The 24,601-nt window shown below is 69.9% G+C and carries 23 protein-coding genes; 15 read left to right on the plus strand and 8 right to left on the minus strand.

What is annotated here, in order from left to right; translation table 11 throughout:
* Nucleotides 1-151 precede the first annotated feature (151 nt).
* A complete protein-coding gene (locus FPZ12_RS37990; protein WP_144754117.1) occupies nt 152-988 on the plus strand; it encodes a mycofactocin-coupled SDR family oxidoreductase in 837 nt (278 codons plus the stop codon).
* 45 nt (nt 989-1,033) lie between these two features.
* Here FPZ12_RS37990 and FPZ12_RS37995 read toward each other — a convergent pair whose 3' ends face one another.
* Genes FPZ12_RS37995 through FPZ12_RS38005 form a run of 3 tightly spaced genes read right to left on the minus strand, consistent with a single transcriptional unit; the run spans nt 1,034 to nt 2,505 of the window.
* Nucleotides 1,034-1,516: a flavin reductase family protein gene (locus FPZ12_RS37995; protein ID WP_144754114.1), complete on the minus strand. Its 483-nt coding sequence runs from the start codon at nt 1,514-1,516 to the stop codon at nt 1,034-1,036.
* The gene (locus FPZ12_RS38000; protein WP_144754111.1) at nt 1,513-2,121 is read right to left on the minus strand and encodes a 3,4-dihydroxy-2-butanone-4-phosphate synthase; all 609 of its coding nucleotides are present in this window, start codon (nt 2,119-2,121) and stop codon (nt 1,513-1,515) included. The genes FPZ12_RS37995 and FPZ12_RS38000 overlap by 4 nt, the downstream gene beginning before the upstream one ends.
* A 6-nt stretch (nt 2,122-2,127) precedes the next feature.
* Nucleotides 2,128-2,505 (minus strand): nuclear transport factor 2 family protein, encoded by a 378-nt coding sequence (locus tag FPZ12_RS38005; RefSeq protein ID WP_166463043.1) that lies wholly within the window; start codon nt 2,503-2,505, stop codon nt 2,128-2,130.
* A 232-nt stretch (nt 2,506-2,737) separates the two neighbouring features.
* Here FPZ12_RS38005 and FPZ12_RS38010 point away from each other — a divergent pair, with 232 nt between their 5' ends.
* The 4 genes from FPZ12_RS38010 (at nt 2,738) to FPZ12_RS38025 (ending at nt 8,625) form a co-directional block, all read left to right on the plus strand.
* The gene (locus tag FPZ12_RS38010; protein ID WP_144754105.1) at nt 2,738-5,284 is read left to right on the plus strand and encodes a LuxR C-terminal-related transcriptional regulator; all 2,547 of its coding nucleotides are present in this window, start codon (nt 2,738-2,740) and stop codon (nt 5,282-5,284) included.
* 84 nt (nt 5,285-5,368) lie between these two features.
* Nucleotides 5,369-6,547: an acyl-CoA dehydrogenase family protein gene (locus FPZ12_RS38015; RefSeq protein WP_144754102.1), complete on the plus strand. Its 1,179-nt coding sequence runs from the start codon at nt 5,369-5,371 to the stop codon at nt 6,545-6,547.
* A gap of 70 nt (nt 6,548-6,617) precedes the next feature.
* Complete coding sequence (locus FPZ12_RS38020; RefSeq protein ID WP_243770243.1) at nt 6,618-8,159, plus strand: fatty acyl-CoA synthetase; 1,542 nt, start codon at nt 6,618-6,620, stop codon at nt 8,157-8,159.
* 61 nt (nt 8,160-8,220) lie between these two features.
* Entirely contained in the window at nt 8,221-8,625 is a 405-nt protein-coding gene (locus tag FPZ12_RS38025; protein WP_144754096.1) for an SRPBCC family protein, read from the plus strand.
* An 8-nt stretch (nt 8,626-8,633) separates the two neighbouring features.
* On the opposite strand, the gene FPZ12_RS38030 is transcribed toward FPZ12_RS38025, so the two are convergent.
* Both FPZ12_RS38030 and FPZ12_RS38035 read right to left on the minus strand, forming a co-directional pair.
* Entirely contained in the window at nt 8,634-9,413 is a 780-nt protein-coding gene (locus FPZ12_RS38030) for a helix-turn-helix transcriptional regulator (protein ID WP_144754093.1), read from the minus strand.
* Nucleotides 9,414-9,455: 42 nt separating this feature from the next.
* Nucleotides 9,456-10,523: a 2,3-butanediol dehydrogenase gene (locus tag FPZ12_RS38035; RefSeq protein WP_144754090.1), complete on the minus strand. Its 1,068-nt coding sequence runs from the start codon at nt 10,521-10,523 to the stop codon at nt 9,456-9,458.
* A gap of 112 nt (nt 10,524-10,635) precedes the next feature.
* Between FPZ12_RS38035 and FPZ12_RS38040 the strand changes: the two genes are divergently transcribed.
* The 3 genes from FPZ12_RS38040 to FPZ12_RS38050 all read left to right on the plus strand — a co-directional run bounded on the left by FPZ12_RS38040 (nt 10,636) and on the right by FPZ12_RS38050 (nt 13,933).
* On the plus strand, nt 10,636-11,724 hold the full coding sequence (locus FPZ12_RS38040; protein WP_144754086.1) for an amidohydrolase family protein: 1,089 nt from the start codon (nt 10,636-10,638) through the stop codon (nt 11,722-11,724).
* A 3-nt stretch (nt 11,725-11,727) separates the two neighbouring features.
* Nucleotides 11,728-12,087 (plus strand): metal-sulfur cluster assembly factor, encoded by a 360-nt coding sequence (locus FPZ12_RS38045; protein WP_144754083.1) that lies wholly within the window; start codon nt 11,728-11,730, stop codon nt 12,085-12,087.
* Nucleotides 12,088-12,295: 208 nt separating this feature from the next.
* Nucleotides 12,296-13,933 carry a class I adenylate-forming enzyme family protein gene (locus FPZ12_RS38050; protein ID WP_144754080.1) on the plus strand — a complete coding sequence of 546 codons (1,638 nt, stop codon included), beginning with the start codon at nt 12,296-12,298 and terminating at the stop codon, nt 13,931-13,933.
* 42 nt (nt 13,934-13,975) lie between these two features.
* On the opposite strand, the gene FPZ12_RS38055 is transcribed toward FPZ12_RS38050, so the two are convergent.
* Nucleotides 13,976-15,199 carry an acyl-CoA dehydrogenase family protein gene (locus FPZ12_RS38055; protein WP_144754077.1) on the minus strand — a complete coding sequence of 408 codons (1,224 nt, stop codon included), beginning with the start codon at nt 15,197-15,199 and terminating at the stop codon, nt 13,976-13,978.
* 65 nt (nt 15,200-15,264) lie between these two features.
* Nucleotides 15,265-16,080 (minus strand): TetR-type transcription factor C-terminal domain-containing protein, encoded by an 816-nt coding sequence (locus FPZ12_RS38060; RefSeq protein WP_144754073.1) that lies wholly within the window; start codon nt 16,078-16,080, stop codon nt 15,265-15,267.
* Between the two features lie 123 nt (nt 16,081-16,203).
* On the opposite strand from FPZ12_RS38060, the gene FPZ12_RS38065 reads away from it, so the two are divergent.
* From FPZ12_RS38065 to FPZ12_RS38075, 3 genes are read left to right on the plus strand one after another with little or no spacing between them, the layout of a single operon-like run.
* Entirely contained in the window at nt 16,204-17,235 is a 1,032-nt protein-coding gene (locus tag FPZ12_RS38065; protein ID WP_144754070.1) for a phosphotransferase family protein, read from the plus strand.
* Nucleotides 17,232-18,077: an SDR family oxidoreductase gene (locus FPZ12_RS38070; RefSeq protein ID WP_144754067.1), complete on the plus strand. Its 846-nt coding sequence runs from the start codon at nt 17,232-17,234 to the stop codon at nt 18,075-18,077. The genes FPZ12_RS38065 and FPZ12_RS38070 overlap by 4 nt, the downstream gene beginning before the upstream one ends.
* Complete coding sequence (locus FPZ12_RS38075; protein WP_144754064.1) at nt 18,074-18,847, plus strand: enoyl-CoA hydratase-related protein; 774 nt, start codon at nt 18,074-18,076, stop codon at nt 18,845-18,847. The genes FPZ12_RS38070 and FPZ12_RS38075 overlap by 4 nt, the downstream gene beginning before the upstream one ends.
* A 10-nt stretch (nt 18,848-18,857) precedes the next feature.
* Here the strand turns inward: FPZ12_RS38075 and FPZ12_RS38080 are convergent, their stop codons facing one another.
* The gene (locus FPZ12_RS38080; RefSeq protein ID WP_144754062.1) at nt 18,858-19,958 is read right to left on the minus strand and encodes an enolase C-terminal domain-like protein; all 1,101 of its coding nucleotides are present in this window, start codon (nt 19,956-19,958) and stop codon (nt 18,858-18,860) included.
* A 186-nt stretch (nt 19,959-20,144) separates the two neighbouring features.
* Here FPZ12_RS38080 and FPZ12_RS38085 point away from each other — a divergent pair, with 186 nt between their 5' ends.
* The 4 genes from FPZ12_RS38085 to FPZ12_RS38100 all read left to right on the plus strand — a co-directional run bounded on the left by FPZ12_RS38085 (nt 20,145) and on the right by FPZ12_RS38100 (nt 24,595).
* Nucleotides 20,145-21,272: an NDMA-dependent alcohol dehydrogenase gene (locus FPZ12_RS38085; RefSeq protein ID WP_144754059.1), complete on the plus strand. Its 1,128-nt coding sequence runs from the start codon at nt 20,145-20,147 to the stop codon at nt 21,270-21,272.
* A gap of 68 nt (nt 21,273-21,340) precedes the next feature.
* Nucleotides 21,341-22,003, plus strand: coding sequence for a TetR/AcrR family transcriptional regulator (locus FPZ12_RS38090; RefSeq protein ID WP_144754056.1), 663 nt, complete (start codon nt 21,341-21,343; stop codon nt 22,001-22,003).
* Nucleotides 21,993-22,646 carry a TetR/AcrR family transcriptional regulator gene (locus FPZ12_RS38095; RefSeq protein WP_144754053.1) on the plus strand — a complete coding sequence of 218 codons (654 nt, stop codon included), beginning with the start codon at nt 21,993-21,995 and terminating at the stop codon, nt 22,644-22,646. Before FPZ12_RS38090 ends, FPZ12_RS38095 begins: the two co-directional genes overlap by 11 nt.
* A 371-nt stretch (nt 22,647-23,017) precedes the next feature.
* Nucleotides 23,018-24,595 (plus strand): ABC transporter substrate-binding protein, encoded by a 1,578-nt coding sequence (locus FPZ12_RS38100; RefSeq protein ID WP_166463044.1) that lies wholly within the window; start codon nt 23,018-23,020, stop codon nt 24,593-24,595.
* Nucleotides 24,596-24,601: the final 6 nt, after the last annotated feature.

The following is a 24,601-nucleotide window of genomic DNA, read 5'->3' on the forward strand; positions in this document are numbered from 1 at the left end:
GTCCCGCACCCCAAACAACCCCATCACCCCACACCAGAACCGCGAACCCCCAGCAACCAGGGGCCGGACCACGTGGTTGCACGGTCCCGCACCGCCTGGCTTCGCGGGCAGGGTCACTTCCGGAACCGTTAACGACGACGGGAGTTGGGAAATGGGAAGTCTTGACGGCAAGGTCGCGCTGGTCACCGGCGCCGCACGCGGACAGGGGCGCTCACACGCGGTGCGGCTCGCCCATGAGGGTGCGGACCTGATCATCCTGGACATCTGCGGCAAGGTGCCGACGACGGCCTACCACGGCGCGACCTCGGCCGATCTGGCCGAAACCGCCCGCTACATCGAGAAAGCCGGGCGCAAGGTCGTCGCCCGCGAGGCCGACGTGCGGGACCTCGCCGGGCTGTCGAAGGCGGTCGCCGAAGGGGTCGCGGAGCTCGGCCGGCTGGACGTCGTCGTGGCGAACGCCGGGGTGTTCTCCTCCGCTCCAGTGCACGAGCTGACCGAAGAGCAGTGGGACACGATGATCGACGTGAACCTCTCCGGCGTCTGGAAAACGGTGCGCGCCACCGTCCCCACGCTGATCGAGCAGGGCACCGGCGGGTCGATCGTGCTCATCAGCTCCACCGGCGGCACACAGGGGTTCCCGAATTTCGCACATTACGTCGCCGCCAAGCACGGCGTCATCGGGCTCACCCGGTCCATCGCCAACGAGCTCGGCGCGCAAGGGATCCGCTGCAACGCGATCCAGCCGACGTCGGTCCTCACCGACATGATCGACCACGAGGCGATGTACCGGCTGTTCCGCCCCGACCTGGAATCCCCGACGCACGAGGACTTCCGCGAGGCATGCCAGGCCGGGATGAACGTGCTGCCGATCCCGTGGGTCGAGCCGCGCGACATCTCCGCGGCCGTGGCGTGGCTGGCCTCCGACGAATCCCGTTACGTCACCGGGATCTCGCTGCCCGTGGACGCCGGAGCCATCGGCAAGATGTGACGACAGGAGAAAGCCCGGCCGCGCGCACGGCCGGGCTTTTCCTTGTCAGCAAACGGAGTTGAGCACCGCCCCGTCGTGGAACCTGCTGTGGTGGAACACCAGCGGACCGGTCGCGTCGCCGGTGTCCAGGCCCAGCACGCGGCCCACGACGATCGTGTGGTCGCCGCCCGGGTATTCGTCCGCGATCTCACAGTCCACATAGGCGTGCACGCCGTCCAGGACCGGGCTGCCGTGCTTGCCGGGCCGGTAGCCGACGCCCTCGTAACGGTCACCGGGACCGGCGAACCGCCGCGCGACCGCTTCCTGGCCGGCGGCCAGCACGTTCGCGCAGAAGCGGCCGGACTCCCGGATCCGCGGCCAGGTCGTGGAATCGTTGCCCGCGCAGAAAAGCACGAGCGGCGGATCCAATGACACCGACGTGAACGAGCTGACCACCATTCCCACCGGCCCGGGCGCGGTCACCACGACCACCCCCGTCGTGAAGCGGCTCAGCGTCGTCCGGAAGGCGGCCGTGTCGAACTCGCTCATCCGGCCCTCCTTTCGTTGACCTCCAAGGGAAACAGCTCCGCGACACTGGTCACCTCGAACCCGTGTCGCGCGGCGAAAGCGGCGGACTCGTCGTGCCCGGCCATCGCGCACGGGTCACGCTCCGAGATGAGTCCACAGAGGACAGCCGCGGGTTCGAGACCGGTCTGGCGAGCCAGCTCCACCCCGGCTTCGGCCACCCCGGGCTCGTCGAACGCGCCGCCCGTCGGCCACGCCCTCAGCGGCACCGTGTGGCCGGGCCGGTGCAGCTGACCCGGCTCCGTGGCGGGATCGGCCAGCAGCCGCGCGGCGCGGCAGCGGTCGGCGGCCGAGATGCCGGTGCTGACGCCTTCCGCCGCGTCGACCGCGATCGCCTGGGCGCACCGGTACGGCCCGCGCGCGGTGATCGGCGGCAGGCCGAGCCGGTCGCAGGCCTGTCCCGTGAGGGCGACGCGCACGAACCCCGAGCCGTACCGGATCAAGAACGCCAGCGAGCTCGTGGTCGCCAGCCCGGCGGCGACCACGAGCTCCGCGGTGCCGCGCTCGTCGAGAACGATGACCGGGTGGCCGGCGCCGAACGCGCCTGCCACCCGGGTTTCCCGTGTCATCGCTGATCAGCCGTAGTCGTGGTATTCGACGACGAGACCGTCGCGGATGGTGTAGCGGCTGCACAGATCGATGCGAGCCACCTCGCCTGCGCTCGCGAAGCCCGGGACGTCGGCCTGCGCGGTGCCCACCCACGTGTGCTCGACGACGACAGTGTCCCCGTCCGAATGCACCGCGCGGCGGTTTTCGAAGTGCTTGTCGGGGAACGCCGCTTCGAAGCCCTTGATGATGTCCCCGAATGCGGCGCGGTCGTTCAGTTCCACGCCGCGGTTGTGGTGCTCGACGTGGATGTCCTCGGCGCACAACGCGAGGAGTTTCTCGCGGTCGCCCGAGTTGTAGGCCTCGACGAAGCGCTCGGCGACGGCCGCCGGTTCGTTGCTGCTCATCCTCATTCCCTTCCGATCGGGTGCTGCCGCCGACGTTTCCCGACGGCGCCCGGCCCCGGAACCGGGAACGCCCGTGATCCGCCACGTGTCCGCCGCGCCGCCCTGACCTGTGTGCTCTTCCGCGAAGACCCGGAAGAGGGGGTCAATCGCGCCCGTCCTTGACACGTAGTTCGTGGCCCGCGCATAGTGAACGCGCGTCACCGGGCTGACGCCTCAATGAGGAGGCATCTTGATGAATGTGCAGGACTGGCGGGAGATCCGGCAGTTGCACGAGGACGGGATGCCGATCAAGGCCATCGCCCGGCACCGGGGGATCTCCCGCAACACGGTCCGGCGCGCGCTCCAGCTCGGCGAGCCCCCGCAACCACCACGCGCCAGGGGGTCCGTCGCCGACGCCCGCGAACCCGAGATCCGCGCCCTGCTCGCGGCGGACCCGGCGATCACCGTCGCGGCGATCGCCGAACGGCTCGGCTGGGACCACTCGATGACGGTGCTCAAGGACAGGGTGCGCACGCTGCGCGCCGAGGCACAGGCCCTGGCCCCGCCGGGCCCGCGCACCGAACTTCCCGCGCAGCTGACCGAATTCGTCGGCAGGGAGGCGGAACTGGCGTCGATCCGGGAGGTGCTGGGCTCGGCGAGGCTGGTCACGCTGCTGGGGCCTGGCGGCGTAGGCAAGACGCGGCTCGCGATCCAGGCGGCGGACAAGGTCCGGCGCGCGTTCGCCGACGGCGTCCGCTGGGTCGAGCTCGGGGCGTTGCAGGATCCTGCTCTGCTGGCGCAAACCCTCGTCGACGCCCTCGGCATCCGCGACCGGTCCGCCCGCCCCCAGCAGCTGCTGGACGACTACCTCCACAACCGCCAGTTGCTGCTCGTGCTCGACAACTGCGAGCACCTGCTGACCGCGTGCGCGGAACTCGCCAGCCACCTCCTGCACGGCGCGCGCGAACTGCGGATCATCGCCACCAGCCGGGAAGCGCTCGCGATCCCCGGCGAGCACGCGGTCACCGTCGCCCCGTTGCGGGACAACGCGGTCACGCTGTTCGCCGCGCGCGCCCGCGACATCCTGCCCGGATTTTCCTTGGAGGACGGCAACCTCCCGCTCGTCCGCACGATCTGCACCCAGCTCGACGGGCTCCCGCTGGCGATCGAACTGGCCTGCGCGCGGCTGCGCGTGCTGTCGCTGGCCGAGCTGGCGGACCGGCTCGGCCACCGCCTGCGGCTGCTGACCGGCGGGAACCGCGCGGCCCCGGAACGGCACCGCAGCCTGCAGGCCACAGTGGACTGGAGCTTCGAGCTGTGCGATCCGGTCGAGCGCCGGCTGTGGATCCGGACCTCGGTGTTCGCCGGGAGTTTCGCGCTCAAGGCGGCCGAGGAGGTCTGCCAGGACGCCAGGCTCGGCGCCGACGACATCGTCGACGGGATCGACGGGCTGGTCGGGAAGTCCTTGCTGCTGCGGGAGGAACACCACGGCCAGGTCCGCTTCCGGATGCTGGAGACGCTGCGCGAATACGGCCAGGCGAAGCTGAACGACATGCAGGCCGCCGAGCTGCGCATCCGCCACCACGCCTACTACGCGCGGATGATCGGCGACGTCACGAAGCAGTGGTTCGGCGAGCGCCAGCACCAGTGGTGCGTCGACCTGCGCCTGGAACACGCCAACCTGCGCACGGCTTTCGAGACGGCGCTGGCCCGCGGGGACGACGGCACGCGGCTGATCGGCGCGCCCTGGTTCCTGTGGGCGGCGGGGTTTTCCTTCACCGAACACCGGTACTGGCTCGAACGCGCCCTCGACGCCGAGCGCGAGCCCTCGCCGGACCGGGCGCGGGCGCTCGCGACACTCGGGCTTGTGGCCGCGCTGCAAGGAGATCGTGCCGCCGCGAGCCGTGCGCTGGCGGAAGGAACGGAGGAGGCCGAGGCCGTCGGGGACGCGTTCGGGCTGGCGTACAACCGCCACGAGCAGGGCCTCGTCGCGTTCTTCGGCGGCGATTTCGACAGCTCGGAACGAATTCTGCTGGAGGCGCTCGACCGCTACCAGGGCACCGAAGCACCACCGGACCTGGTCGGCTCGCTGAGGGTCCACTTGGGACTGTTGTACATCTTCGCCGGGGACACCCACGAAGCCCTGCGCCACTTCGAAGCCCTGCGCCCGCAGTGCGAGGAGCACGGCGAGCGCTGGATGCTCTCGTACGCCGTGTACGGGCTCGGCCTGACAGCGCTGATGTGCGGAAACCACGACGAGGCCGTCACGCACGCGTTGGAAAGCCTGCGCATGAAGCGGCCGTTCGACGACACCATCGGCCTGTCCCTGACCACCGACCTGCTCGCGTGGAGCGAAGCCGCGCGCGGCGAGGCCGAACGGGCCGCGGTGCTGCTCGGCGCGGCCGAAACGCTGTGGGCGTCGGTCGGCATGCAGCTCTACGGGTCCGCGCACTGGCTCGACCAGCGCACCCGCTTCGAACGCCGGGCCCGCAACGGCTTGGGCGACAAGGGATACGAGGCCGCGGTGAAGCGTGGTCAGGCCCTGTCGCGGGGCCAGGTGCTCGAGTTCGCGCTCGGCGAGCGGGCGGGGGTCAACCGAGCCCGCCCTGGCGGGCCGGAGCTGTCGCGGCGAGAGGCCGAGGTGGCCGAGCTCGTCGCCGACGGGCTCACCAACCGGGAGATCGCGCAGAAACTCGTGATCTCGCACCGCACGGTCGAGGGCCACGTCGAGCACATTCTGGACAAGCTCGGCCTGTCCCGGCGCGCGCAGGTCGCGCAGTGGCGGAAAGCGGGTGGCTGACCACGTGGTGGCCCGGATGTGACGCCCGGGGTCCGGCGGCACTGTGGACGCAGACCAGAGTGCAGTCAGAGAGGACCCAGCACAATGACCGGAACCCTCGCCCGCCCGGCCACGGACGCCCTCGCCCGTGCGAAGGCCGTCGCACCGCTCATCGAGAGCGAAGCCGACACCATCGAGCGTGACACCACGATCACCCGCCCCGTCGTCGACGCGCTGATCGAGGCGCGGCTGTTCTGGCTCATGGTTCCCGAGGAGTACGGCGGCCTCGGCCTCGGCATGGTCGACTCGCTCAAGGTGATCGAGGAGATCTCGCGTGCCGACGGGTCCACCGGCTGGGCGCTGATGGCCAACGCGTTCAGCACCGGCATCGCCGTCGGCTTCTTCAGCGAGGAAGGCGCGCGGGAGATCTTCGACCAGCCCACGCCGGGCATTACCGCGGGCATGATCCTCCCGACCGGCAAGGCGAAGCGCGTCGAGGGCGGTTACGTCGTCAACGGCCGTTACCAGTTCGCCAGCGGTTCGGCGCACGCCAGCTGGATCGGCGCCGGGTTCGTGGTGCACGGCGACGACGGCGAGCCGCTGGTGAGCGAGAGCGGCGAACCGGTGTGCCGGGTGGCGTTCCTGCCGCGCGAGAAGGTGGAGTTCCTGGGCAACTGGAACGTGATGGGCATGGTCGGCACCGGCAGCTACGACTACGCCGTGACCGACGTGTTCGTGCCCGAGAAGCACACCATGGACACCTTCTCCACCACGCCGGTGCGGGCGGAGCCGGTGTACAAGCTGGGGTTGCTGGGGATCGGCGTCGGCGGGCACGCCGGGGTCGCGCTCGGGCTCGCCACCCGTGCGCTGCAAGAGATCGTGACGATCTCCTCGGGCAAGGCGCGTCCCGGTTACGACACCTTCGTCGGCGATTCGGCACTGTTCCGCCGCGAGTTCGGCAAGTACGAGGCGCTGCTGCAGGCCGCGCGGGCGTACGTCTACGACATCCACGGCGAGGCGGAGCAGACGGCCGCGGCGGGCGAAGAGATCACGGCCGAGCAACGCGCCCGCATGCGCCAGGTCACCACGTGGGTCCAGGAAGTCGCCAGCGACGTCGTCGGCTTCGCGCACCGGTGGGGCGGCAGCCAGTCGATCCGCAACCCGAGCGCGCTCGGCCGCTGCACGCGTGACGCGGCCGTGGCGACCCAGCACCTGCTCGTGGACCCGATGACGCTGGTGGACGCCGCGCAGGACATCCTGCCGGGTTACCTGCGCACCGCCTGAAACCCCCGTGCGGGCGGCCTGAACCCTGGCCGTCCGCACGGTTTCCATTGTGGACAGAGGGAGAATCCCCGTGACCGTCGAACGGGCGCGTGCGCACAGCCTCGCCGACATCCCGCGCCGCTCGGCGGCCCGGTTCCCGGACAAGACGGCCGTGGTGCACCGCGACGTCCGGCTCACCTTCGCCGAGTTCGACGCCGTGGTAGACCGGGTGGCCGCTGCCCTGCAGGCTGCAGGCCTCACGCGCGGGGACACGCTTGCGGTGCTGTCGCACAACTGCTGGCAGTTCCCGGTGCTCTCCTTCGCCACCGCGCGGATCGGCGTGGTGTTCGTGCCGGTGAACTTCATGCTCACCGGGGGAGAGGTCGGCTACATCCTGCGCGACTGCGGCGCGGACGCCTTCGTCGTCGAGGACGCGCTGCTGCCGGTGGCCGAGAAAGCTTTGGTGGAACACGAAGTCCGCGTCCGGGCCGTCCTCGGTGACCAGGTTCCGCCCGGCTGGACGGACTTCGCGGAGTGGTCCGAAAAGGACGGTCGTCCGCGCCCCGTGGAAGTGGGCGACGACGAGGTCATCCGCATCATGTACACCTCCGGCACGGAGTCGCGGCCGAAGGGCGCGATGCTCACGAGCCGGTCGCTGATGTGGCAGTACACCAGCTGCATCGTCACCGGCGGGATGGAGGCCGGGGACGTCGAGCTGCACGCGATGCCGCTCTACCACTGCGCGCAGCTGGACAATTTCCTCAGCACGGACCTGTATCTCGGCGCCACCAGCATCATCCTCGACCGGCCCGAGCCCGCCGCCATGCTGCGCGCCATCGAGACCGAGCGGGTGACGAACCTGTTCGTCCCGCCGACCGTGTGGATTTCGCTGCTGCGGGAACTGGGTTCCGCGGACATCAGCTCATTGCGCAAGGGCTATTACGGCGCGTCGGCCTTGCCCGTGGAAGTGCTGCGGGAAATGAAGAAGCGCTTGCCGGGGATGAGGTTCTGGAACTTCTACGGGCAGACCGAGATGGCGTCGCTGGCCACCGCGCTCGGCCCCGAGGACCAGGAATCGCGGCCGGGCTCCGCGGGACGTGCGGCGCTGAATGTCGAAACCCGGATCGTCGACGAACGGGATCGGCCGCTGCCGACGGGCGAGGTGGGGGAGATCGTGCACCGCAGCCCGCACGCGACCGTGGGCTACCACGGGAAACCGGAGCAGACGGCGGAGGCGTTCCGCGGCGGCTGGTTCCACTCCGGCGACCTCGGCTACTTCGACGACGAGGGCTACCTCTGGGTGGTCGACCGCAAGAAGGACATGATCAAAACGGGCGGGGAGAACGTCGCCACCCGCGAGGTCGAGGAAGCCTTGTACACAGTGGACGGTGTTGCGGAGGTCGCTGTGGTCGGCGTTCCGCATCCGCGCTGGATCGAGGCGGTGACGGCCGTCGTCGTGGCCGAGCCGGGGAGCGCGCTCACCGAAAGCGAAGTGCTCGACGGATGCCGCCGGGTGCTGGCGGGGTTCAAGGTGCCGAAATCCGTGGTGTTCACCGACGCGCTGCCGAAGAACCCCAGCGGGAAGATCCTCAAGCGCGAGCTGCGGGAACGACTGTCCCCCAAAGCGGACTAGGCCGGCGCCGCTCGCGTTCGTAGCGTTCGGCGGTACCAGCCCGACGAGTGTGGAGGACGGAATGCGAGTGGTCGAAACCCGGGTGATCGCGGCGGATCCGGCGACGGTGTGGAAGACCGGCGGCGACACCGCGAACATCGCGGACTGGGTGCCCGCGATCGAGAAGTCCCACCAGGAAGGCGACGTGCGGTACGCGACGTTCGCCGGTGGCGGCGGGGAAGCGAGCGAGCGCATCGTCGAGCACGATGACAGCGCGCGAACCTATGTGTACGAGTACCTTTCCGGGCCGCTCGCGCTGCGGCTGTACCGGTCCCGGTTCACCGTGCGGGACCACGCCGAGGGCGCGGAAGTGGTGTGGGAGGCGGAGTTCGAGGCCGAGTCCGCCGAGGAGGAGCCCGGGCTCGCCGAAGCGATCCGCGGGATCTACGTGGCGGCGCTGGATTCGCTCGCGGAACGGTCCCGCTGAGACTCCTCTCAAGTGGACGATGCGGACCTGCGCACCGCGATCGCGAGTTCGGTCCGGTTGCGCAGGCCCGTCATCGCCAGGATGCGCGTGACGTACTTCTTCACGCTCGCCGGGTGCAGGTGCAGCACCTCCCCGATGGACGCGTTCGACATCCCTTCGCCGACCAGCCGCGCGACCTCCGCCTGGCGCGGGGAAAGCCGTGACAGCACCGTTTCCTCCACCGGCGACGCGTTCGGCCGGACGGGCAGGTGACACGCGATCTGCGCCAGCGGGCCCGCCAGCAGCCGCAGCGAACCGACCTCCTGCGGGCCGATCCGGCCGGGGTCCCGGTCGAACAGCCCGACCAGCGCCTTGCGGCCGTCCGCGATGTCGAGGTAGATCGCGGTCGCGGACTGGATTCCGTGCCGTTCCAGGTAGTCCGTGACGTACATCCGGTTCTCCGGCGTGCCGCCGGACAGCTCCGACAAAGTGGACACCCGCGTGCTGATCAGCGACCGCAGCGCGTGCGGCGTCGAGAAGATGTCGTGCTGGAACCACATTTCCTGGTACTCGGGCAGCATGTGCCGGGTGATGCCGATGATCGTCGGGTCCGGGTCGGCGCACGCGAGCGGCGCGGTGCGGCCGGTGAAGAACGTGGTGGAGCGGACCTGGTAGACCTCGGCGAGCGCGCTGGTCAGCGCGGCCTTGAACGACACGAGGTCGTGCGTGCCGTCGATCCGTTCGAGCACCGCGAAAGCGAGCTCGTAGGACCGCCGGCCGGCGGCCGGTTCGTGCGCGAGAGTCGGCATCGTCGCCTCCCCCGTGGGGTGGTGCTCGGGAACAGGAGTGGCTCAAGGATAACGGTTCGGGCGGACGAGGACCTTGATGTCGTCGCCGATGTCCTCCCCCAGGCGGGCGAAGGTGCCCGCGGCTTCGTCGAGCGTGATCGTGGTGGTGACCATGCTCGCGAGGTCCGCGCCGCGGGCGGCGCCGATCCGGACGGCGGTGTCGAAGTCGGCGCTGGTGTAGGCGAGGCTCCCGACTACGGCGGTCTCGCGGTAGAGCAGGGTGGTCGGGTCGAAGGGCACGGGTTTTTCCCACGCGGCCACGTTGACGACCGTTCCGGCCGCGCCCGTGCAGGCGACCGCGGTGTCCAGTGTGGACGGTGCGGCGGCGGCGTCGAACGCGGCCTGGACGCCGAGCCCGTCGGTGATATCGCCGATGAACTCGACGACGGATCCGGCCAGGGGGTTCATGGTGATCGTCGCGCCGAACCGTTTCGCGGCCGCCCGCCGTGCGGCGGACGGCTCGGTGAGCACGACCTGCTCCGCGCCCGCCTCGCGGGCGGCCAGCGCGATGCACAGCCCGATCACGCCGCCGCCCTGTACGAGCACCATGTCCCCGGCGCTCACGCGGCCTTGCGCGACCGCGTGGATCCCGGTGGCGAGAGGTTCGAGCAGGGCGCCGATCCCGTCCGGGATCGCTTCGGGCAGGCGGTGGACGTTCCGTTCGCGGGTGATGTCGAAGTCGGCGAACGCGCCGCCTTCGCCGCTCACGCCGTGGAAACCGATCTTCGTGCAGATGTTCGTGTGCCCGGCCCGGCACGGCGGGCATTCGCCGCACCAGATCGCGGCGTTCACCGCCACCCGGTCACCGACCGCTATCTCCCGCACCCGCGGGCCCACGGCCACGACCTTGCCCTCGAATTCGTGGCCCAGGGTGAGCGGCGCGACCTCCCCGGTGAGCGGGTGGGGATCCGTGGTGGGGATGGAAATCGGGCCGCCGCGGTACTCGTGCAGATCCGAGCCGCAGATCCCGGCCGCGGTGACGGCGATCTTCACCTGGTCGCCCGCCGGCTCGGGTTCGGGGATCTCGTCCAGCCGCACGTCCCGGCGGCCGTGGAACCTCAGCGCACGCATCCGGCCACGCTAGGCGGATGCGCGTGGCCCGGCCAAGTCCCCCGCGGGGGACAGTCTTTGTCCCCTTCGGAGGACTGCCCGCGCGGCCGGTGTGATTCCTACCGTCCCAGCCATGCTGAACGACAAATACGTGATCGACGCCGTGATCCACTCGTACAACCTCGATCCCCGCAACCACGCCGTGCCCCGCAACGCGGAGGGCATCACGGAGATGATCTTCGGGGTGGTCGCGGGTTCCGGGCCCGAGTACGAGCTGACGCGCGAGCAGTACGTGCGCGACTGGGACGTGGACGAGACGGTGTCCACGCTGTTCCTGGAGAGCCAGACCGATTTCGCGATCTACCACCCGGTGCCGATCGGCGCCTACCGCGACGGGCTGGTGTCGGTGGAGAAGGCGGCCGAGGTGCTCGCCAAGCACCCGACGCGGTTCCTGTCCTACGCCACCGTCGACCCGATGGCCGGGCAGGCCGCGCTCGACGAGCTGGAGCGCCAGGCCGAGCTGCTCAACCCGATCGGGCTCAAGCTCTACCCGTCGTCGTGGACGGCCGAGGGCAAGCACCGGCACTTCCGGATGGACGACGAGCAGGTCGTGTACCCGCTGTACGAAAAGGCCAAGGAGCTGGGGATCTCCACGGTCGCGGTGCACAAGGCCGTGCCGCTGGGCCCGGTGCCGATGGACCCGTACCGCGTCGGCGACCTCGACGTGGCCGCGCACGACCATCCGGACCTGAACTTCGAGATCGTGCACGGCGGGGTCGCGTTCGTCGAGGAGACCGCGTGGCTGCTGGCCCGGTTCCCCAACGTGTTCGTCAACCTGGAGACGCTGAACATCATCTGCGCCAAGCGGCCCGACCAGTTCGCGCGCGCCGTGCTGGGGATGGCCGCGGTCGTCGGGGACCACGTGTACGACCGGATGTGGTGGGGCACCGGGCATATGGCGTACCACGCCCGGCCGTGCCTGGAGGCGTTCGAAGCGTTCCGGTTCACCGACGCGGACCTCGAGCTGGCAGGCCAGTTCGCGCCGGTCTCGCAGATCACCGACGAGCACAAGGCGAAGATCCTCGCCGGGAACTACGTTTCCGCGCTCGGGCTGGACCTGGACAAGATCAAGGCGGGCACCGCGGCCGACGAGCTCGAGCGGCAGCGCGCCGAGGGGCTGCGGGCGCCGTGGTCGACCAGCCGCACGCCGGTCGGAGCGTGAACCGTGGGCGTCGAAGAACAGGTGCGCGAAGCTCTGCGTGAGGTCGTCGACCCGTGCAGCGTCGCGGCGGCCACGCCGATCGACATCGTCGAGATGGGCCTGGTCGACCGCATCGAGCCGGACGGCGACGGCGTCGCGATCCGGCTTTCGCTGACCACGCCGTCGTGCATGATGCTCGGGCAGCTGCTGGAGCAGATCGACCGGCAGGTGAGCCCGCTGCTGGGCGGCCGCAAACCGGAGGTGACCCTGGACGACGGCATGACGTGGACGCCGGAGCGGATGACCGGCCGCGCCCGCGAAATCCGCGAAGCCCGGCGCCAGGTGCTGCTTTCCCTGCTGCCACCGAGAAAATCCGATGCGTGAGGGCCAGGTCGCGGTGATCACCGGCGTGGGCCGCGAGGCATCACGGTGAACGCCGTCTGCCGCGGGCACGCTGGACAATCCGCTCAACGACAACCCCGGCGGCCCGAGGGGTTCCATACTTGTGCTGTTGGCCGGATCAGCGACCCGGCAGGCGATCACCACGACCGGCGGCCAGGTGATGCACTGACCGCCCACGAACGGGAGCACGATGTCCAGCTACGACGACAAACCCTGGCAGCCCCGGTACGCGCCGGGCCTGCCAGGCACCTCCCCGGACTACGGCGACGCCGTGAGCATGTTCCGCGCCACGGTGGCGCGGAACCCCGACGGCGACGCGTTGCGCTACTTCGGCCGCAGTATCACGTTCCGCGAGCTCGACGAGCTGACCGACGCGTTCGCCGCCGGGCTCGCCGCGTCGGGGTTCGCGCCGGGGGAGCGGGTGGCGCTCTACCTCCAGAACGTCCCGCAGTTCGTGCTCGCCCAGCTCGGCACCTGGAAGGCGGGCGGGATCGCGGTGTCGGTCAACCCGATGTACAAGGAACGTGAGCTGGGGGAGCTGCTGACCGACTCCGGCGCCTCGGTCCTGGTGTGCCTGCAGTCGCTGTACCGGGACGTCGCGGCGAAGGTGGACTCGGCGGTGCGCCTGGTGCTGACCACGTCCGAACTCGACCTGCGCGGCCGCGACGACGAGCGGATCTTCGCCGGGATCGAACGTGCCGACTGCCCGGGAACCACCGATCTGCTGGAGTTTCTTGGCCGGCACAAGGGCTCTCGACCGTCCGAAGTGGAGCTTGAACCGTCCGACGTCGCTTTCCTGACCTACACCTCGGGCACCACGGGGCCACCGAAGGGCGCGATGACCACGCACGCCAACGTGGTCTTCAACGCCGGTACCTACCGGAACTGGATCGGGATCGGCTCCGAGGACGTGATCCTGGGCGTGGCCCCGCTGTTCCACGTCACCGGGCTCGTCGGGCACATCGCGCTCGGCCTGCTCACCGGGGCGCCTTTGGTGCTGATGTACCGGCTGGACCCGGCGGTGACGCTGGAGACCGCCGAATCCGAGGGCGCCACGTTCACGGTCGGCTCGATCACCGTGTTCACCGCGCTGATGTCGGTGCCGGACGTGAGGCTGACCAGCCTCACGAAGATCTACTCCGGCGGGGCACCGATCCCGCCGGAGACGGTGCGGCGCTTCGAGGAGCGGTTCGGCCACTACATCCACAACATCTACGGCCTCACCGAAACCACGTCCCCGTCGCACGGTGTGCCGTTCGGCACGCGCGCGCCGGTGGATCCCTTGTCCGGCGCGCTTTCCGTGGGCGTGCCGGTGCCGGGAACGATCGTGCGGATCGTCGGCGAGGACGGGCGAGAGCTGCCGGTGGGGGAGATCGGCGAGCTGGTGACCGAGGGCCCGCAGGTCGTCCCCGGCTACTGGAACAAGCCCGAGGAGACGGCGAAAGCCATGCGGGGCGGCGCTTTCCACACCGGCGACGTCGGCTACATGGACGCCGAGGGCTGGTTCTACGTGGTGGACCGGAAGAAGGACCAGATCAACGCCGGCGGCTACAAGATCTGGCCGCGCGAAGTGGAGGACGTCCTCTACGAGCACCCCGCAGTGCGCGAGGCGGCGGTGGTAGGTGTCCCGGACGAGTACCGCGGGGAGACGGTGAAGGCGTTCGTTTCCTTGCGTGACGGGGAATCCGTGACGCCGGAGGAGCTGATCGCGTTCAGCCGCGAGCGCCTGGCGGCGTACAAGTACCCGCGGGCGGTCGAGATCCTGGCGGAGATCCCCAAGACGGCCAGCGGGAAACTGCTCCGGCGCGAGCTGCGTTCGCGCCGCTGACGGGAACGGCGGTTGTCCGATGTGGACAACCGCCGTTCCTTGTCAGGCGGGCAGAATCGGCGTGGCGCGGAGCTCCGCCTTGGCCAGCGAGCGCAGGTGGACCTCGTCGGGGCCGTCGAAGAGGCGCATCGCGCGGTGCCAGCCGTACATCGCCGCCAGTGGGGTCGTGTCGCTGACGCCGGCGCCGCCGTGCACCTGGATCGCGCGGTCGATCACGCTCGTGGCCGCGCGCGGGACGGCGATCTTGGCCATCGCGACGAGGTTCCGGGCGGCCTTGTTGCCTTCGGTGTCGATGACGTGCGCGGTGTGGTGGCACAGCAGCCGCGCCTGCTCGATCTCCAGGCGTGACTCCGCGATCTGGTGCTGTACAACGCCTTGCTCGGCCAGCGGCGCGCCGAACGCGACCCTGTCCTTGGCACGCCGGACGAGGAGGGCGAGCGCGCGTTCGGCGGCGCCGAGTGCCCGCATGCAGTGGTGGATGCGGCCAGGGCCGAGCCGCGCCTGCGCCGCGGCGAACCCGCCGCCCTCCTCGCCGATCACGTTCGTCACCGGCACGCGGGCGCCGGTGAAGGTGACTTCGGCGTGGCCGTGCTGGTCGTGGTGCCCGAACACGGGGTGATCGCGGACGACCTCGACGCCGGGCGTGTCGCGCGGCACGAGCACCATGGACTGCTGGCGGTGCGCGGGCGCGGACGGGTCGGTCTTGCCCATCACGATGAAGAACGCGCAGCGCGGGTCCATCGCCCCGCTGGTCCACCATTTTCGGCCGGTGATCACGTACTCGTCGCCGTCGCGTTCGATGCGGGTGGCGATGTTCGTGGCGTCGCTGCTGGCCACGTCGGGCTCGGTCATCGCGAACGCCGACCGGATTTCCCCGTCCAGCAAGGGTTTCAGCCAGTCCCGCCGCTGCTCGTCACTGCCGAGGAGATGCAGGAGCTCCATGTTGCCGGTGTCGGGGGCCTGGCCGTTGATCGCTTCGGGCGCCAGTTCGAGGCTCCAGCCGGACAGCTCGGCGATCGGCGCGTACTCGAGCTGGGTGAGCCCGGATTCCGCGGGCAGGAACAGGTTCCACAGCCCGGCGGCCTTCGCCTCGCGCTTCAGCTCCTCGACCACCGGCGGCACCGTGTGGTCGTCGGGGCCCGCCGACCGGCGGTACTCGGCGTACGCGGCCTCGGCGGGCAGCACGCGCTCCCGCACGAACTGTTCCATGGCGGAGCGCAGCTCGGCGGCCCTCGGGGAGGGCTCGGGTAGGACGTAGCCGGACATGAACTCCTCCTGAACAAGGCCGATCGATTGATCGGTTGAACACTAAGTGCCCGGGGTGGGCGGCGTCAACGCGGGGCGCGCACGATGTCGAGCGCGAAGCCGGTGTACTGGCGTGCGACGACGTCGGGGGACAGGCCGCCCTTCGGTGACCACCACGTCGGCAGCGCCGTGCACATCGTGACCACGGCGCGGGCGGCTTCGCGTGGCAGCGGCGTGTGCATCAGCTCGCGGCGGCACCCTTCGACCACCTCGTCGTCGAGCATGTACTGAACCTCGCTGCGCGCCTTGGCGATGCGGGTTCGGTGCGGTTCCTCCACGCTGCGCATCTCGCTGGCGCCGATGAAACCCAGCTCGCGGCGGTGGGTGTGGTAGAGCGCCAGGCATTCGACGAGCCGGATGAAGCGCTCGACCGGGCCGTCGCACTCGGCGCGCGCGGCGCGGCAGCGTTCTTGCAGGTCGTCCATGGCGAGGTCGAGCAGTTCGACGAGCAGAGCCTGTTTGGTCGGCCGGTGGTGGTAGACGCCGGCGACCGACAGGCCGGCGCGCTGTGCCACGTCCCGGATGCTCGCGCCGTGGTAGCCCAGTTCGACGAACGCCTCGAGCGCCCCGGCCAGTGGCGGCACGAGGTTGAGCGGCGGAAAGTCGCGCCAGGAACCGGTTTCGCCCGGCGCCGGAGCGCGGAGCGCCGCGCCTTCGGTGCCGAACAGCGTGGCCGCGGCGTTCAGTCGTTCAGGCGTGATCCGGGTGAGCCCGTTCTCCACCGCGCTCCACGTCCCGGTGCTGACACCGAGTTCCTTCGCGACGTCGCGCAGCGTGAGCCCCGCGCCGCGACGCGCTTCGCGCAGCCGCCTGCCCAGCTGTTCCCGCTCTTCGTCCGCCAAGTGCGTGCTCCTTCCCGGTCCCGGTGACCCTAGTCGCCCTTGACAGGGTGTCGCTCCCTGAGTCAGAGTACTCCTCGCTTGTTCATAAATACCGATCAATCGCTCGGTTTCAGGAGTTTTCGCATGGTCTCGGAATCCCCGCCAGGCGCGCCGGTGCCCGCGCTGGAGCAGTTCCTGCGCGCCGCCGCCCCCGGTTTGCTGTCCGGGCCGCTGGAGGCCGAACTGCTCTCCGGCGGCCGGTCGAACCTGACCTATCTGCTCACCGACGGCCGCGAGCGCTGGGTGCTGCGCCGCCCGCCGCTGGGGCACGTGCTGGCCACCGCGCACGACATGGACCGCGAGTACCGGATGCTCTCCGCGCTGCACCCGACCGAGGTCCCGGTGCCGCGGCCCGTGGTCAGCGCCGGGCCCGACGTGATCGGCGCGCCGTTCTACGTCATGGAGTTCGCGGACGGGGTGGTTCTCCGTGAGAGCGAGCAGCTGGCGGGTTTCGCCGGCCGGGCGAAGGAGCTCGCCGTCGAACTCGTCGACGTGCTGGCCCGCCTGCACTCCCTCGATCCGGCGGCAGTCGGCCTTGGCGACCTCGGCCGCCCTGACGGCTACCTCGACCGGCAGCTGCGCCGCTGGGCGAAGCAGCTCGACGCGTCGCACACGCGAGACCTGCCGGACTTGGTGCGGTTGGGCGAAAAACTGGGCCATAGTGTCCCGAGTGGACAGACGCCGTCGATCGTGCACGGCGACTACCGGCTGGACAACGTCGTCGTCTCGCCGCTCACGGGGCAGGTGGTGAGCGTGCTCGACTGGGAGATGGCCACCCTCGGCGATCCGCTCACCGATCTCGCGTCGATGATCGTGTGGTGGGACGGGATCGCCGGCCTGGACAGCCCCGTCGCCGCCGTGCCGGGTGAGACCCCCGGCTTCCCCGGCAGCGGCCTGTTGATCGACCGCTACGCCGAACACGGCCGTGACCTGCGCGAACTGGCCTGGTACCTGGGGTTCGCCTACTACAAGATCGCGGTCATCTTCGAAGGCATCCACTTCCGCGCCCAGCAGGGCCTCACCGTCGGCGAGGGCTTCGACCGCCTCGGCGAACTGGTCCCGGCCCTCACCGGACGCGGGCACGCGGCACTCCAAGGAAGGCGGACAGCGCTATGAGCACATTGGCGGGCCGGACGATCCTGATGTCCGGCGGGAGCCGCGGGATCGGCCTGGCGATCGCACTGCGCGCGGCCCGTGACGGCGCGAACGTGGTGCTGCTGGCGAAAACCAGCGAACCGCACCCGCGGCTGCCCGGCACCGTCCACACCGCCGTCGCCGAAATCGAGCAGGCGGGCGGGAAAGCCGTCGCCGTCGTCGGGGACGTGCGCAAGGACGAGGACGCGCAGCGGGCCGTGGACACCGCCGTCGAGCGGTTCGGTGGGATCGACATCGTGGTCAACAACGCGAGCGCGCTCGACCTCCGCGCCACCCGCGACATCCCGATGAAGAGCTATGACCTGATGCAGGACATCAACGCCCGCGGCACCTTCCTGCTCGGCAAACTCGCTATCCCGCACCTGGAGCGCAGCGACCGCGCGCACATCCTGACCCTGTCCCCGCCCCTGGACCTGCGGCCGAAATGGGCGGGCGCGTACCTCGCCTACACCATGGCGAAGTACGGCATGAGCCTGGTGACCCTCGGCCTGGCCGAGGAACTGCGCGAGGCCGGGATCGCCGCGAACTCCCTGTGGCCGCGCACCACGATCGCCACCGCCGCCATCGCGAACCTCCTCGGCGGCGACGCCGCGATCGAGCGCGCCCGCGTCCCGGAGATCATGGCCGACGCCGCGCACGCGATCCTCGTCCGCGAAAGCCGTTCCTGCACCGGCAACTTCTACCTCGACGAGGAGGTGCTGGCCGAGGAGGGCGTCACCGACCTCGACCGGTACCGCGCCGGGAGCGGGCGGCAGCAGCTCGAGGCCGACCTGTTCCTCGAACCGCTGGAGTACCCCGCATGAGCCTCGTGGATTACCGCTGTAGCAACGGAATCGCCCGCATCCGGCTGGACGACGGCGCCCGCGGCAACCCGATCGACCAGGCGATGGTCGACGCCCTCGCCGACGCCGTGCGCCAGGCCCGCGCTGACGACGCGCACGTCGTGGTGCTGACCGCGGCGGGGAAGGCGTTCAGTGTCGGCGGGGACGTCTCCGCCTTCGCCGCGGCGGACGACCCCGGGCGGCTGATCGACGATCTCGCGGAGAGCCTGCACCGGGTCATCAGTGAGCTGCACCGGATGAACGCCGTCGTGGTCTCGGTGGTCGCCGGCGCCGCCGCCGGCGCGGGACTCGCCCTCGCGGCCGCGGCCGACCTCGTGCTCGCGGGCGAGTCGGCGCGGTTCACCCTGGCTTACACGAAAATCGGCCTGTCCCCGGACGGCGGGAGTTCGTTGCTCACGGCCTCACTCGGCCTGCATCGGTTGCTGCGCCTGGCTTTGCTGAACCCCGTCGTCTCGGCGCGGGAAGCGCGGGAGCTGGGTCTCGTCGCGCAGGTGCATCCCGACGCCGAACTCGAAGCCGCCGTCGAGGAGGTCGTCGGCGTGCTGCGGGCGGGATCCCGCGCCGCGCAGGTCGCGGTGAAGCGGCTGGCACGCGAGACCGCCACGCCCGCCGAGGAAAGCGCGCTGCGCCGCGAGACCCTGTCGATCCGCGAACGGGCCGCGAGCGCGGACGGCCGCGAAGGCGTGGCGGCATTCCTGGAGAAGCGGGCACCCGCCTTCCCCCGCGCGTAGGCGGTGAGGGTCAGGTGAACTGCTTGACCGTCGCGTTGTCGATCACGTCCCAGTCCACCTCGTAACCGAGCCCTGGCGCCGTCGGTGCGTGCACATAGCCGTCTTCGCTGATTTCGAGGGTGGTCTTCATCCCGAAGTCCATCGGGCCGCGCGGATGCGGGAGTTCGAAGTATTCGCAGCTCCTCGTCGCCAGGATGTGGTGCAGGTGCGCGGCCTGCACGAGCGTCGACCCGTAGGAGTGGGGTTCGAACCGGCGGTTGTGCAGTTCGGCGAGATCACCGACCTTCCGCAACCCGGTGATGCCCCCGAGGATGTCGCCGACGCCGCGTAATCCGTCGGCGGCGCCGGTCGCGAGGTAGTGGGCCATCGGCCAGGGGCCCCGGGCCGTCGATTCCGCCATATACACCGGAATGTCGAGTGTCTTGCAGAGCTGGACGAAACCCGCGACGTCGTCGTCACGGATGGGATCCTCGTACCAGCGGAAGTTCAGGCGTTCGAGTTCGCGGCCGACACGCACGGCGTCCTCCCAGTCGTACGCGCTCGTGGCGTCGAGCATCAGCGTGTAGCCGGGCCCGACGGCCTCGCGGACGGCCCGGCACGCCTCGATGTCCTTGTCCGGCACCGCGGCCGCGTGGATCTTGACGGCGTGCATGTTCGCCTGCTGCTGCTCCACGGCGATCCGCGCGTAGTCGGCGGCATCCTTCTGGGTCTCCGTGGTGATATAGACGGGGACCTCGTGCCGGTAGGCGCCCAGCAGTTTGTACACCGGCAGCCCGGCCGCTTTGCCCGCGATGTCCCAGAGCGCGATGTCGATGTTGCTCGCGGCCTTCGGGGAAATGAGATAACGCGTGAAGCGCATCAGTTCCTGCCAAATGGACTCGCGATCGAAGGGGTCCCTGCCGATCAGGAGCGGACGGAAGAAATGGTCCGCGCTTTCCGCGATCTCGTTCGGCCCGGCGGGCAGCCAGGACGTGGATACCCCGGTGATCCCCTCGTCGGTCACCACCTCGAACACGGTCATCGTGAGCTGGATCGGCGGGATGTCCTCTCGCCACTGGAACACGAAATCCGTCGGTTCGACCACCCGGATACGGAGATCGCTGATGCGCATACTGCATCCTTTCGCGGGAATGTGGCGAGATCGGGCCGCCAGGCCCGTGCCGTACGGTCCGACGCTAAGGGCGACTTGATGCTCATGTCAACTGACCCTTGACCGGAGACCGGCCGTCGGTCATATTGACATGAGTATCAACTCTGGCGTTCGTTCGCCGCGGAACCCCAACGGAGAGGACAGCGGATGAGGACCAAGGGTGCGCTCCTGTACGGGCCCGGTCAGGACTGGCGGGTCGAGGAGATCGAGATCGACGACCCGGTGGCGGGCGAGGTCCAGGTGGAGCTCGCGGCCTCGGGCCTGTGTCACTCCGACGAGCATCTGGTGACCGGCGACAACGTGGCGCCCAACTGGCCGATCCTCGGTGGTCACGAAGGCGCGGGCGTGGTGACCAAGGTCGGGCCCGGCGTCACGCGGGTCAAGGAGGGCGACCACGTTGTCCTGTCACTGCCCGGATGTGGTGCCTGCGAGCCGTGTCGCCGTGGTCATCAGAACGTGTGCGACGAAAGCTGGCGGCTGGTCTCGGGTGAACCCATCGCGAACGACGTGATGCGCGTGCGCACCGGCGACGGCAAGCCGGTCGCCCAGTTCTGTCTCGAAGGGACGTTCGCGCCGTATGCCACCGTGAGTCAGTTCTCCGTGGTGCCCGTCGACCCGGCCATGCCGCTGCATCTCGCCGCCTTGATCGGCTGTGGCGTCACGGCAGGCTGGGGCGCGGCGATGCGGGTCGCGGAGGTCAAGCCGGGGGACGTCGTGGTCGTCGCCGGGCTCGGCGGACTCGGGACCGCGGCGCTGCTGTCCGCGCTGGCCTGCGGTGCTTCCGCGGTCTTCGTGATCGATCCCTTGCCAGGCAAGCGAAAGTCCGCGATCGAGCTCGGTGCGACGGATGCGTTCGAGTCCTTTGAGGACGCGACCGGGCCGTTGCGTGAATTCACGCGCGGCGCGATGGCGCACTCGGTGATCCTGACGCCGGGCCGGATGGAGGGCGCCTACATCGAGCCGGCGATGACGCTGGTCCGGAAGCTTGGGGTGCTCGCCGTCATCGGCATGGGGTCGTTCGAGGAGGACGACACCAAGCTGAACCTGGCGATGCTCACCGCGTTCAACAAGACGATCCGCGGGGGCCAGCTGGGCGGCGGCAGTCCGCAGGAGGACGTGCGGATGCTCGTCCGGACCTACCTGGCCGGCAGGCTGCCCCTGGAGAAGATGGTCACCTCGACCTACCGGCTGGAGGAGATCAACCAGGGCTACCAGGACATGCGGGACGGCGTGAACCTCCGTGGCCTGATCAGGTTCGACGAGCGAGATCGCTGACGCGGACGGGATCTTCCCGTTCGCCGGGGGCTTGACATCGGCAGGGAAGTGACACCAGTATCACAGTCATGACCGACTTGGGCGGGCGTTCCGCCGAGCGCCGGCGGGCCCCGCTGTCCGGCAGGGGAGAGGTCAGCAGGGCCCGCCTCCTCCAAGCGGCGCGCCAGGTCTTCGGCAGGCTGGGGTACCTCGACACCTCGATCGCCGACATCACCACGGCCGCAAGGGTTTCCCAGCCCGGGTTCTACACCTACTTCGAGTCCAAGGACGAGATCTTCCGCGAGCTCGCCCGCACGGTCATCGGGGAGATGGTCGACGCGCTGAGCGTGGACGCGCCCCCGCCCCGTGCCGACCCCACGCCGCGGGGCCGCGTCCGGGCGAGTATCGAGCAGTACGTCGAAGTCTTCCGGGCGAACGCCCGGTTCGCGGGGCTCATCGAGCAGGTGGGCACCCTGTCGCCCGACATGTACGCGGAACACCTGCGGCTGCGGGAAATGTTCACCGAGCGGGCGTCGAGCGCGATCGCGCGGATGCAGCGCGACGGCGTAGCGGACCGCGGCCTGGACGCGGTGATGACGGCCGAAGTGCTGGGCGCCATGGTCTACAGCACCTGCTACACGTGGCTCACGCTCGGGCAGGCGTTCGACGAGACGCGGCTCGTCGGCGAACTGGTCGAGGCCTGGTCGCGGACGCTCCGGCTCGACGGCGAGGCGGGGGCGCGTGTCGGCTGATCCTGACAGGGAAGCCGGTTCGATTTCCGAGCTCCAGCAACGCCTGCGCGACGCGGGCCCGAAGACGGCGAAGGCGCGGGAACGGCGGGCTGCCTTGGTCGCGGCGGCGACGCGCACCTTCGAACGAGAGGGATACGCGAACACCCGGGTGGCCGACATCGTCCACGACGCCGGGGTCGCGCACGGCACCTTCTATCGCTACTTCGAGTCCAAGGACGCGATATTCCGCGAAGTGGTGCTGCGGGCGACCGCGGACATGGTGGACGAACTGACGGCGGCCGATGCCGATGCCGATGGTCCGGAAGGCGTGCGGCCGGCTCTGCAACGGTTCGTCGCCGCGTATGCCCCGCGTGCCGCGATCCTGCTCCAGCTCCGCCAGGCCGGCACGTTTTCGCCGGAGTTCCGGGAACTGCGGCTCGAGCTCCGGCGCGCGTTCGTCGCGCTGACAGCGCGGGGAATCCGTGCGCTGCGGAGCCGTGACGCGGGGCTGGACGTGGATCTGGTCGCCGAGGTCCTCGGCGCGACCCTCGACCACATGAGCTTCGTCTGGCTCGGCCAGGGCCGGGAGTTCGACGAGGACGTGCTCCTCGACACGCTCGCCCTCGTCTGGTCGCGGACTTTGGGACTGCCCGGCCAAGACTGACCGGCCCTCCACCCAGAGTTCCCGGCGCTCACTCTCCGCCGAAACCGGAAATTCGCCGCCCGTCAGCTCTTGACGCCGACGTCAAGCAATGGTGACATCACTATCACAGAGTCGACCGACTCAGCCGGCAGGCGGGCCTGTCCCGCGTCGCTGCTCGTTCGGGATCAAGACAAAGAGGTCTGATCAGATGCCCGTGACTCGTTACGACCAGGCCGCCTCGAGGCGGCCCTCCACGGCACACCAGCGTTCGACCACATCCTCGCCTCACGCGTCGCGCGGCTGACGGCCCCGTCGCCGTGCGCGCGGTCCACCCTTCGGCGTTCCGGTGCCGCCCGGCCGCCCGAACCGAACCGGTGTCCCCTGGAGGTGCCGTGTCTCCCTTACCCCGTCGAACGTTCCTGCTCGGCGCGGCCGCGCTCGGAACCCTGACCGCGTGCGGGGGCGGGCTGCCCCGCGTCCGCACCGGCCCGGCGCCCGCGGTCGCCGAGAACCAGACCCTCACCGTCGGCGTCGCCACCCTCCAGCAGCAGTACGTGGATCCGGTGCTGGCCAACGAGGGCGGCAACACCTACCCGCTGAAATGGTCGGTGGGCGAGCCGCTCGTCCGCCAGAACTACGACACCTCGTTCGGGCCGGGCCTGGCGACCTCGTGGTCGGTCTCTCCCGATGGCCTGAAGTGGACGTTCGAGCTGCGGCCCGGTGTCCTGATGCACGACGGATCCCGGTTCACCGCAAGGGATGTCGCCACGTCGATCGAGCGGGTCCGGAAGGATCCCGGCTTCACCTCGTACGCGGCCTACAGTTCGCGGATCGCCCACGTCGAAGTGCTCGGCGACTCGCACGTCGCGGTGACGAGCGTGAAACCCTACGCGAACCTGCCCGTCGACACCCCGCCCCCGATCGCCACCGCCTACTACCAGCGAGTCGGCGAGCAGGCTTTCCGCGCACGGCCGGTCGCGGCCGGCCCCTTCCGCTTCGCCGCGCAGCGCGTGAACGATTCGATCACCCTGCAACGGTTCGACGAGTTCTGGGACCACACCAGGATCCCGAACTTCGCCACCCTGGTGCTCAAGATCCTGCCCCAGGAGACGACCCGGATCGCCGGCCTGCAGACCGGGCAGATCGACATCGCCCAGGGCGTCACCCCGAACGGCGCCGCGCTCCTCGACGGGGTGGAAGGCATCCGGCTCCAGCGCGTGCGCGACGCCAGCAGCGGGGCGATCTTCTTTTTCGACAACTACTTCCCGGACAAGGCTTCCCCGTTGCGCGACGTCCGCGTGCGCAAGGCGCTGCTGATGGCGCTGGACCGGCCCAGTATCGCCAACGCGCTGTACCGCGGCTTCGGGACGGTGCCGCCCAATCTCACCCTGCCGGTGACCCTCGGGAACGACACCAGCCTGCAAGCCGTGCCCTACGACCCGGACGGGGCGCGCGCACTGCTGGCCGAGGCGGGAGCGACGGGTTTCACCCTGCCGTTCAGCCTGTACAACCAGACCACCGCGATCGCCGACGTGCAGAAGCTCGGCGAAGCGGTCACGGGTTACTGGCAGCAGGCCGGTGTCGACGTCCGGATGTCGGTCATGGACCCGGCGACCTATCTCGACCGGACGGTCAAGCACCAGCTGAGCGGAGCGGGAATCCTCGGCCTGCCAGGGCTGCTGATCTCCGACCCGCAAAAGCTGGGCGTCTACTTCGCGTCCGACGGGGGCTATTCGACCGCCAAGGATCCTCAGCTGGACTCCTTGTTCCGCGGGATCGACGCCGCGATCGACCCGGCACGGAAACGGCAACTGGGCGGCGAAGTCAGCCGCTATCTCTACAACACCTGGTACGCGATCCCCGTCGTTTCCCTCGACGCCGTCTACGCGCTCGGGCCGCGGGTCGCCGGGTTCCAGACGATGAACGGAAATCCTTACGCGGGACCGTTCTGGGGCTTGCGGGCCTACTGACCGAAG

This window comes from Amycolatopsis acidicola (assembly GCF_007713735.2).
In the GTDB taxonomy this organism is placed as follows: domain Bacteria; phylum Actinomycetota; class Actinomycetes; order Mycobacteriales; family Pseudonocardiaceae; genus Amycolatopsis_E; species Amycolatopsis_E acidicola.

What these genes read in the sequence shown, in the direction of transcription:
- FPZ12_RS38025 (WP_144754096.1), top strand. Translation starts at nt 8,221, where the DNA reads ATGCGAGTGGTCGAAACCCGGGTGATCGCGGCGGATCCGGCGACGGTG.
- FPZ12_RS38030 (WP_144754093.1), bottom strand. Translation starts at nt 9,413, where the DNA reads ATGCCGACTCTCGCGCACGAACCGGCCGCCGGCCGGCGGTCCTACGAG.
- FPZ12_RS38040 (WP_144754086.1), top strand. Translation starts at nt 10,636, where the DNA reads ATGCTGAACGACAAATACGTGATCGACGCCGTGATCCACTCGTACAAC.
- FPZ12_RS38070 (WP_144754067.1), top strand. Translation starts at nt 17,232, where the DNA reads ATGAGCACATTGGCGGGCCGGACGATCCTGATGTCCGGCGGGAGCCGC.
- FPZ12_RS38055 (WP_144754077.1), bottom strand. Translation starts at nt 15,199, where the DNA reads ATGTCCGGCTACGTCCTACCCGAGCCCTCCCCGAGGGCCGCCGAGCTG.
- FPZ12_RS38050 (WP_144754080.1), top strand. Translation starts at nt 12,296, where the DNA reads ATGTCCAGCTACGACGACAAACCCTGGCAGCCCCGGTACGCGCCGGGC.
- FPZ12_RS38065 (WP_144754070.1), top strand. Translation starts at nt 16,204, where the DNA reads ATGGTCTCGGAATCCCCGCCAGGCGCGCCGGTGCCCGCGCTGGAGCAG.
- FPZ12_RS37990 (WP_144754117.1), top strand. Translation starts at nt 152, where the DNA reads ATGGGAAGTCTTGACGGCAAGGTCGCGCTGGTCACCGGCGCCGCACGC.
- FPZ12_RS38015 (WP_144754102.1), top strand. Translation starts at nt 5,369, where the DNA reads ATGACCGGAACCCTCGCCCGCCCGGCCACGGACGCCCTCGCCCGTGCG.
- FPZ12_RS38090 (WP_144754056.1), top strand. Translation starts at nt 21,341, where the DNA reads ATGACCGACTTGGGCGGGCGTTCCGCCGAGCGCCGGCGGGCCCCGCTG.
- FPZ12_RS38080 (WP_144754062.1), bottom strand. Translation starts at nt 19,958, where the DNA reads ATGCGCATCAGCGATCTCCGTATCCGGGTGGTCGAACCGACGGATTTC.
- FPZ12_RS37995 (WP_144754114.1), bottom strand. Translation starts at nt 1,516, where the DNA reads ATGAGCGAGTTCGACACGGCCGCCTTCCGGACGACGCTGAGCCGCTTC.
- FPZ12_RS38035 (WP_144754090.1), bottom strand. Translation starts at nt 10,523, where the DNA reads ATGCGTGCGCTGAGGTTCCACGGCCGCCGGGACGTGCGGCTGGACGAG.
- FPZ12_RS38010 (WP_144754105.1), top strand. Translation starts at nt 2,738, where the DNA reads ATGAATGTGCAGGACTGGCGGGAGATCCGGCAGTTGCACGAGGACGGG.
- FPZ12_RS38005 (WP_166463043.1), bottom strand. Translation starts at nt 2,505, where the DNA reads ATGAGCAGCAACGAACCGGCGGCCGTCGCCGAGCGCTTCGTCGAGGCC.
- FPZ12_RS38000 (WP_144754111.1), bottom strand. Translation starts at nt 2,121, where the DNA reads ATGACACGGGAAACCCGGGTGGCAGGCGCGTTCGGCGCCGGCCACCCG.
- FPZ12_RS38075 (WP_144754064.1), top strand. Translation starts at nt 18,074, where the DNA reads ATGAGCCTCGTGGATTACCGCTGTAGCAACGGAATCGCCCGCATCCGG.
- FPZ12_RS38085 (WP_144754059.1), top strand. Translation starts at nt 20,145, where the DNA reads ATGAGGACCAAGGGTGCGCTCCTGTACGGGCCCGGTCAGGACTGGCGG.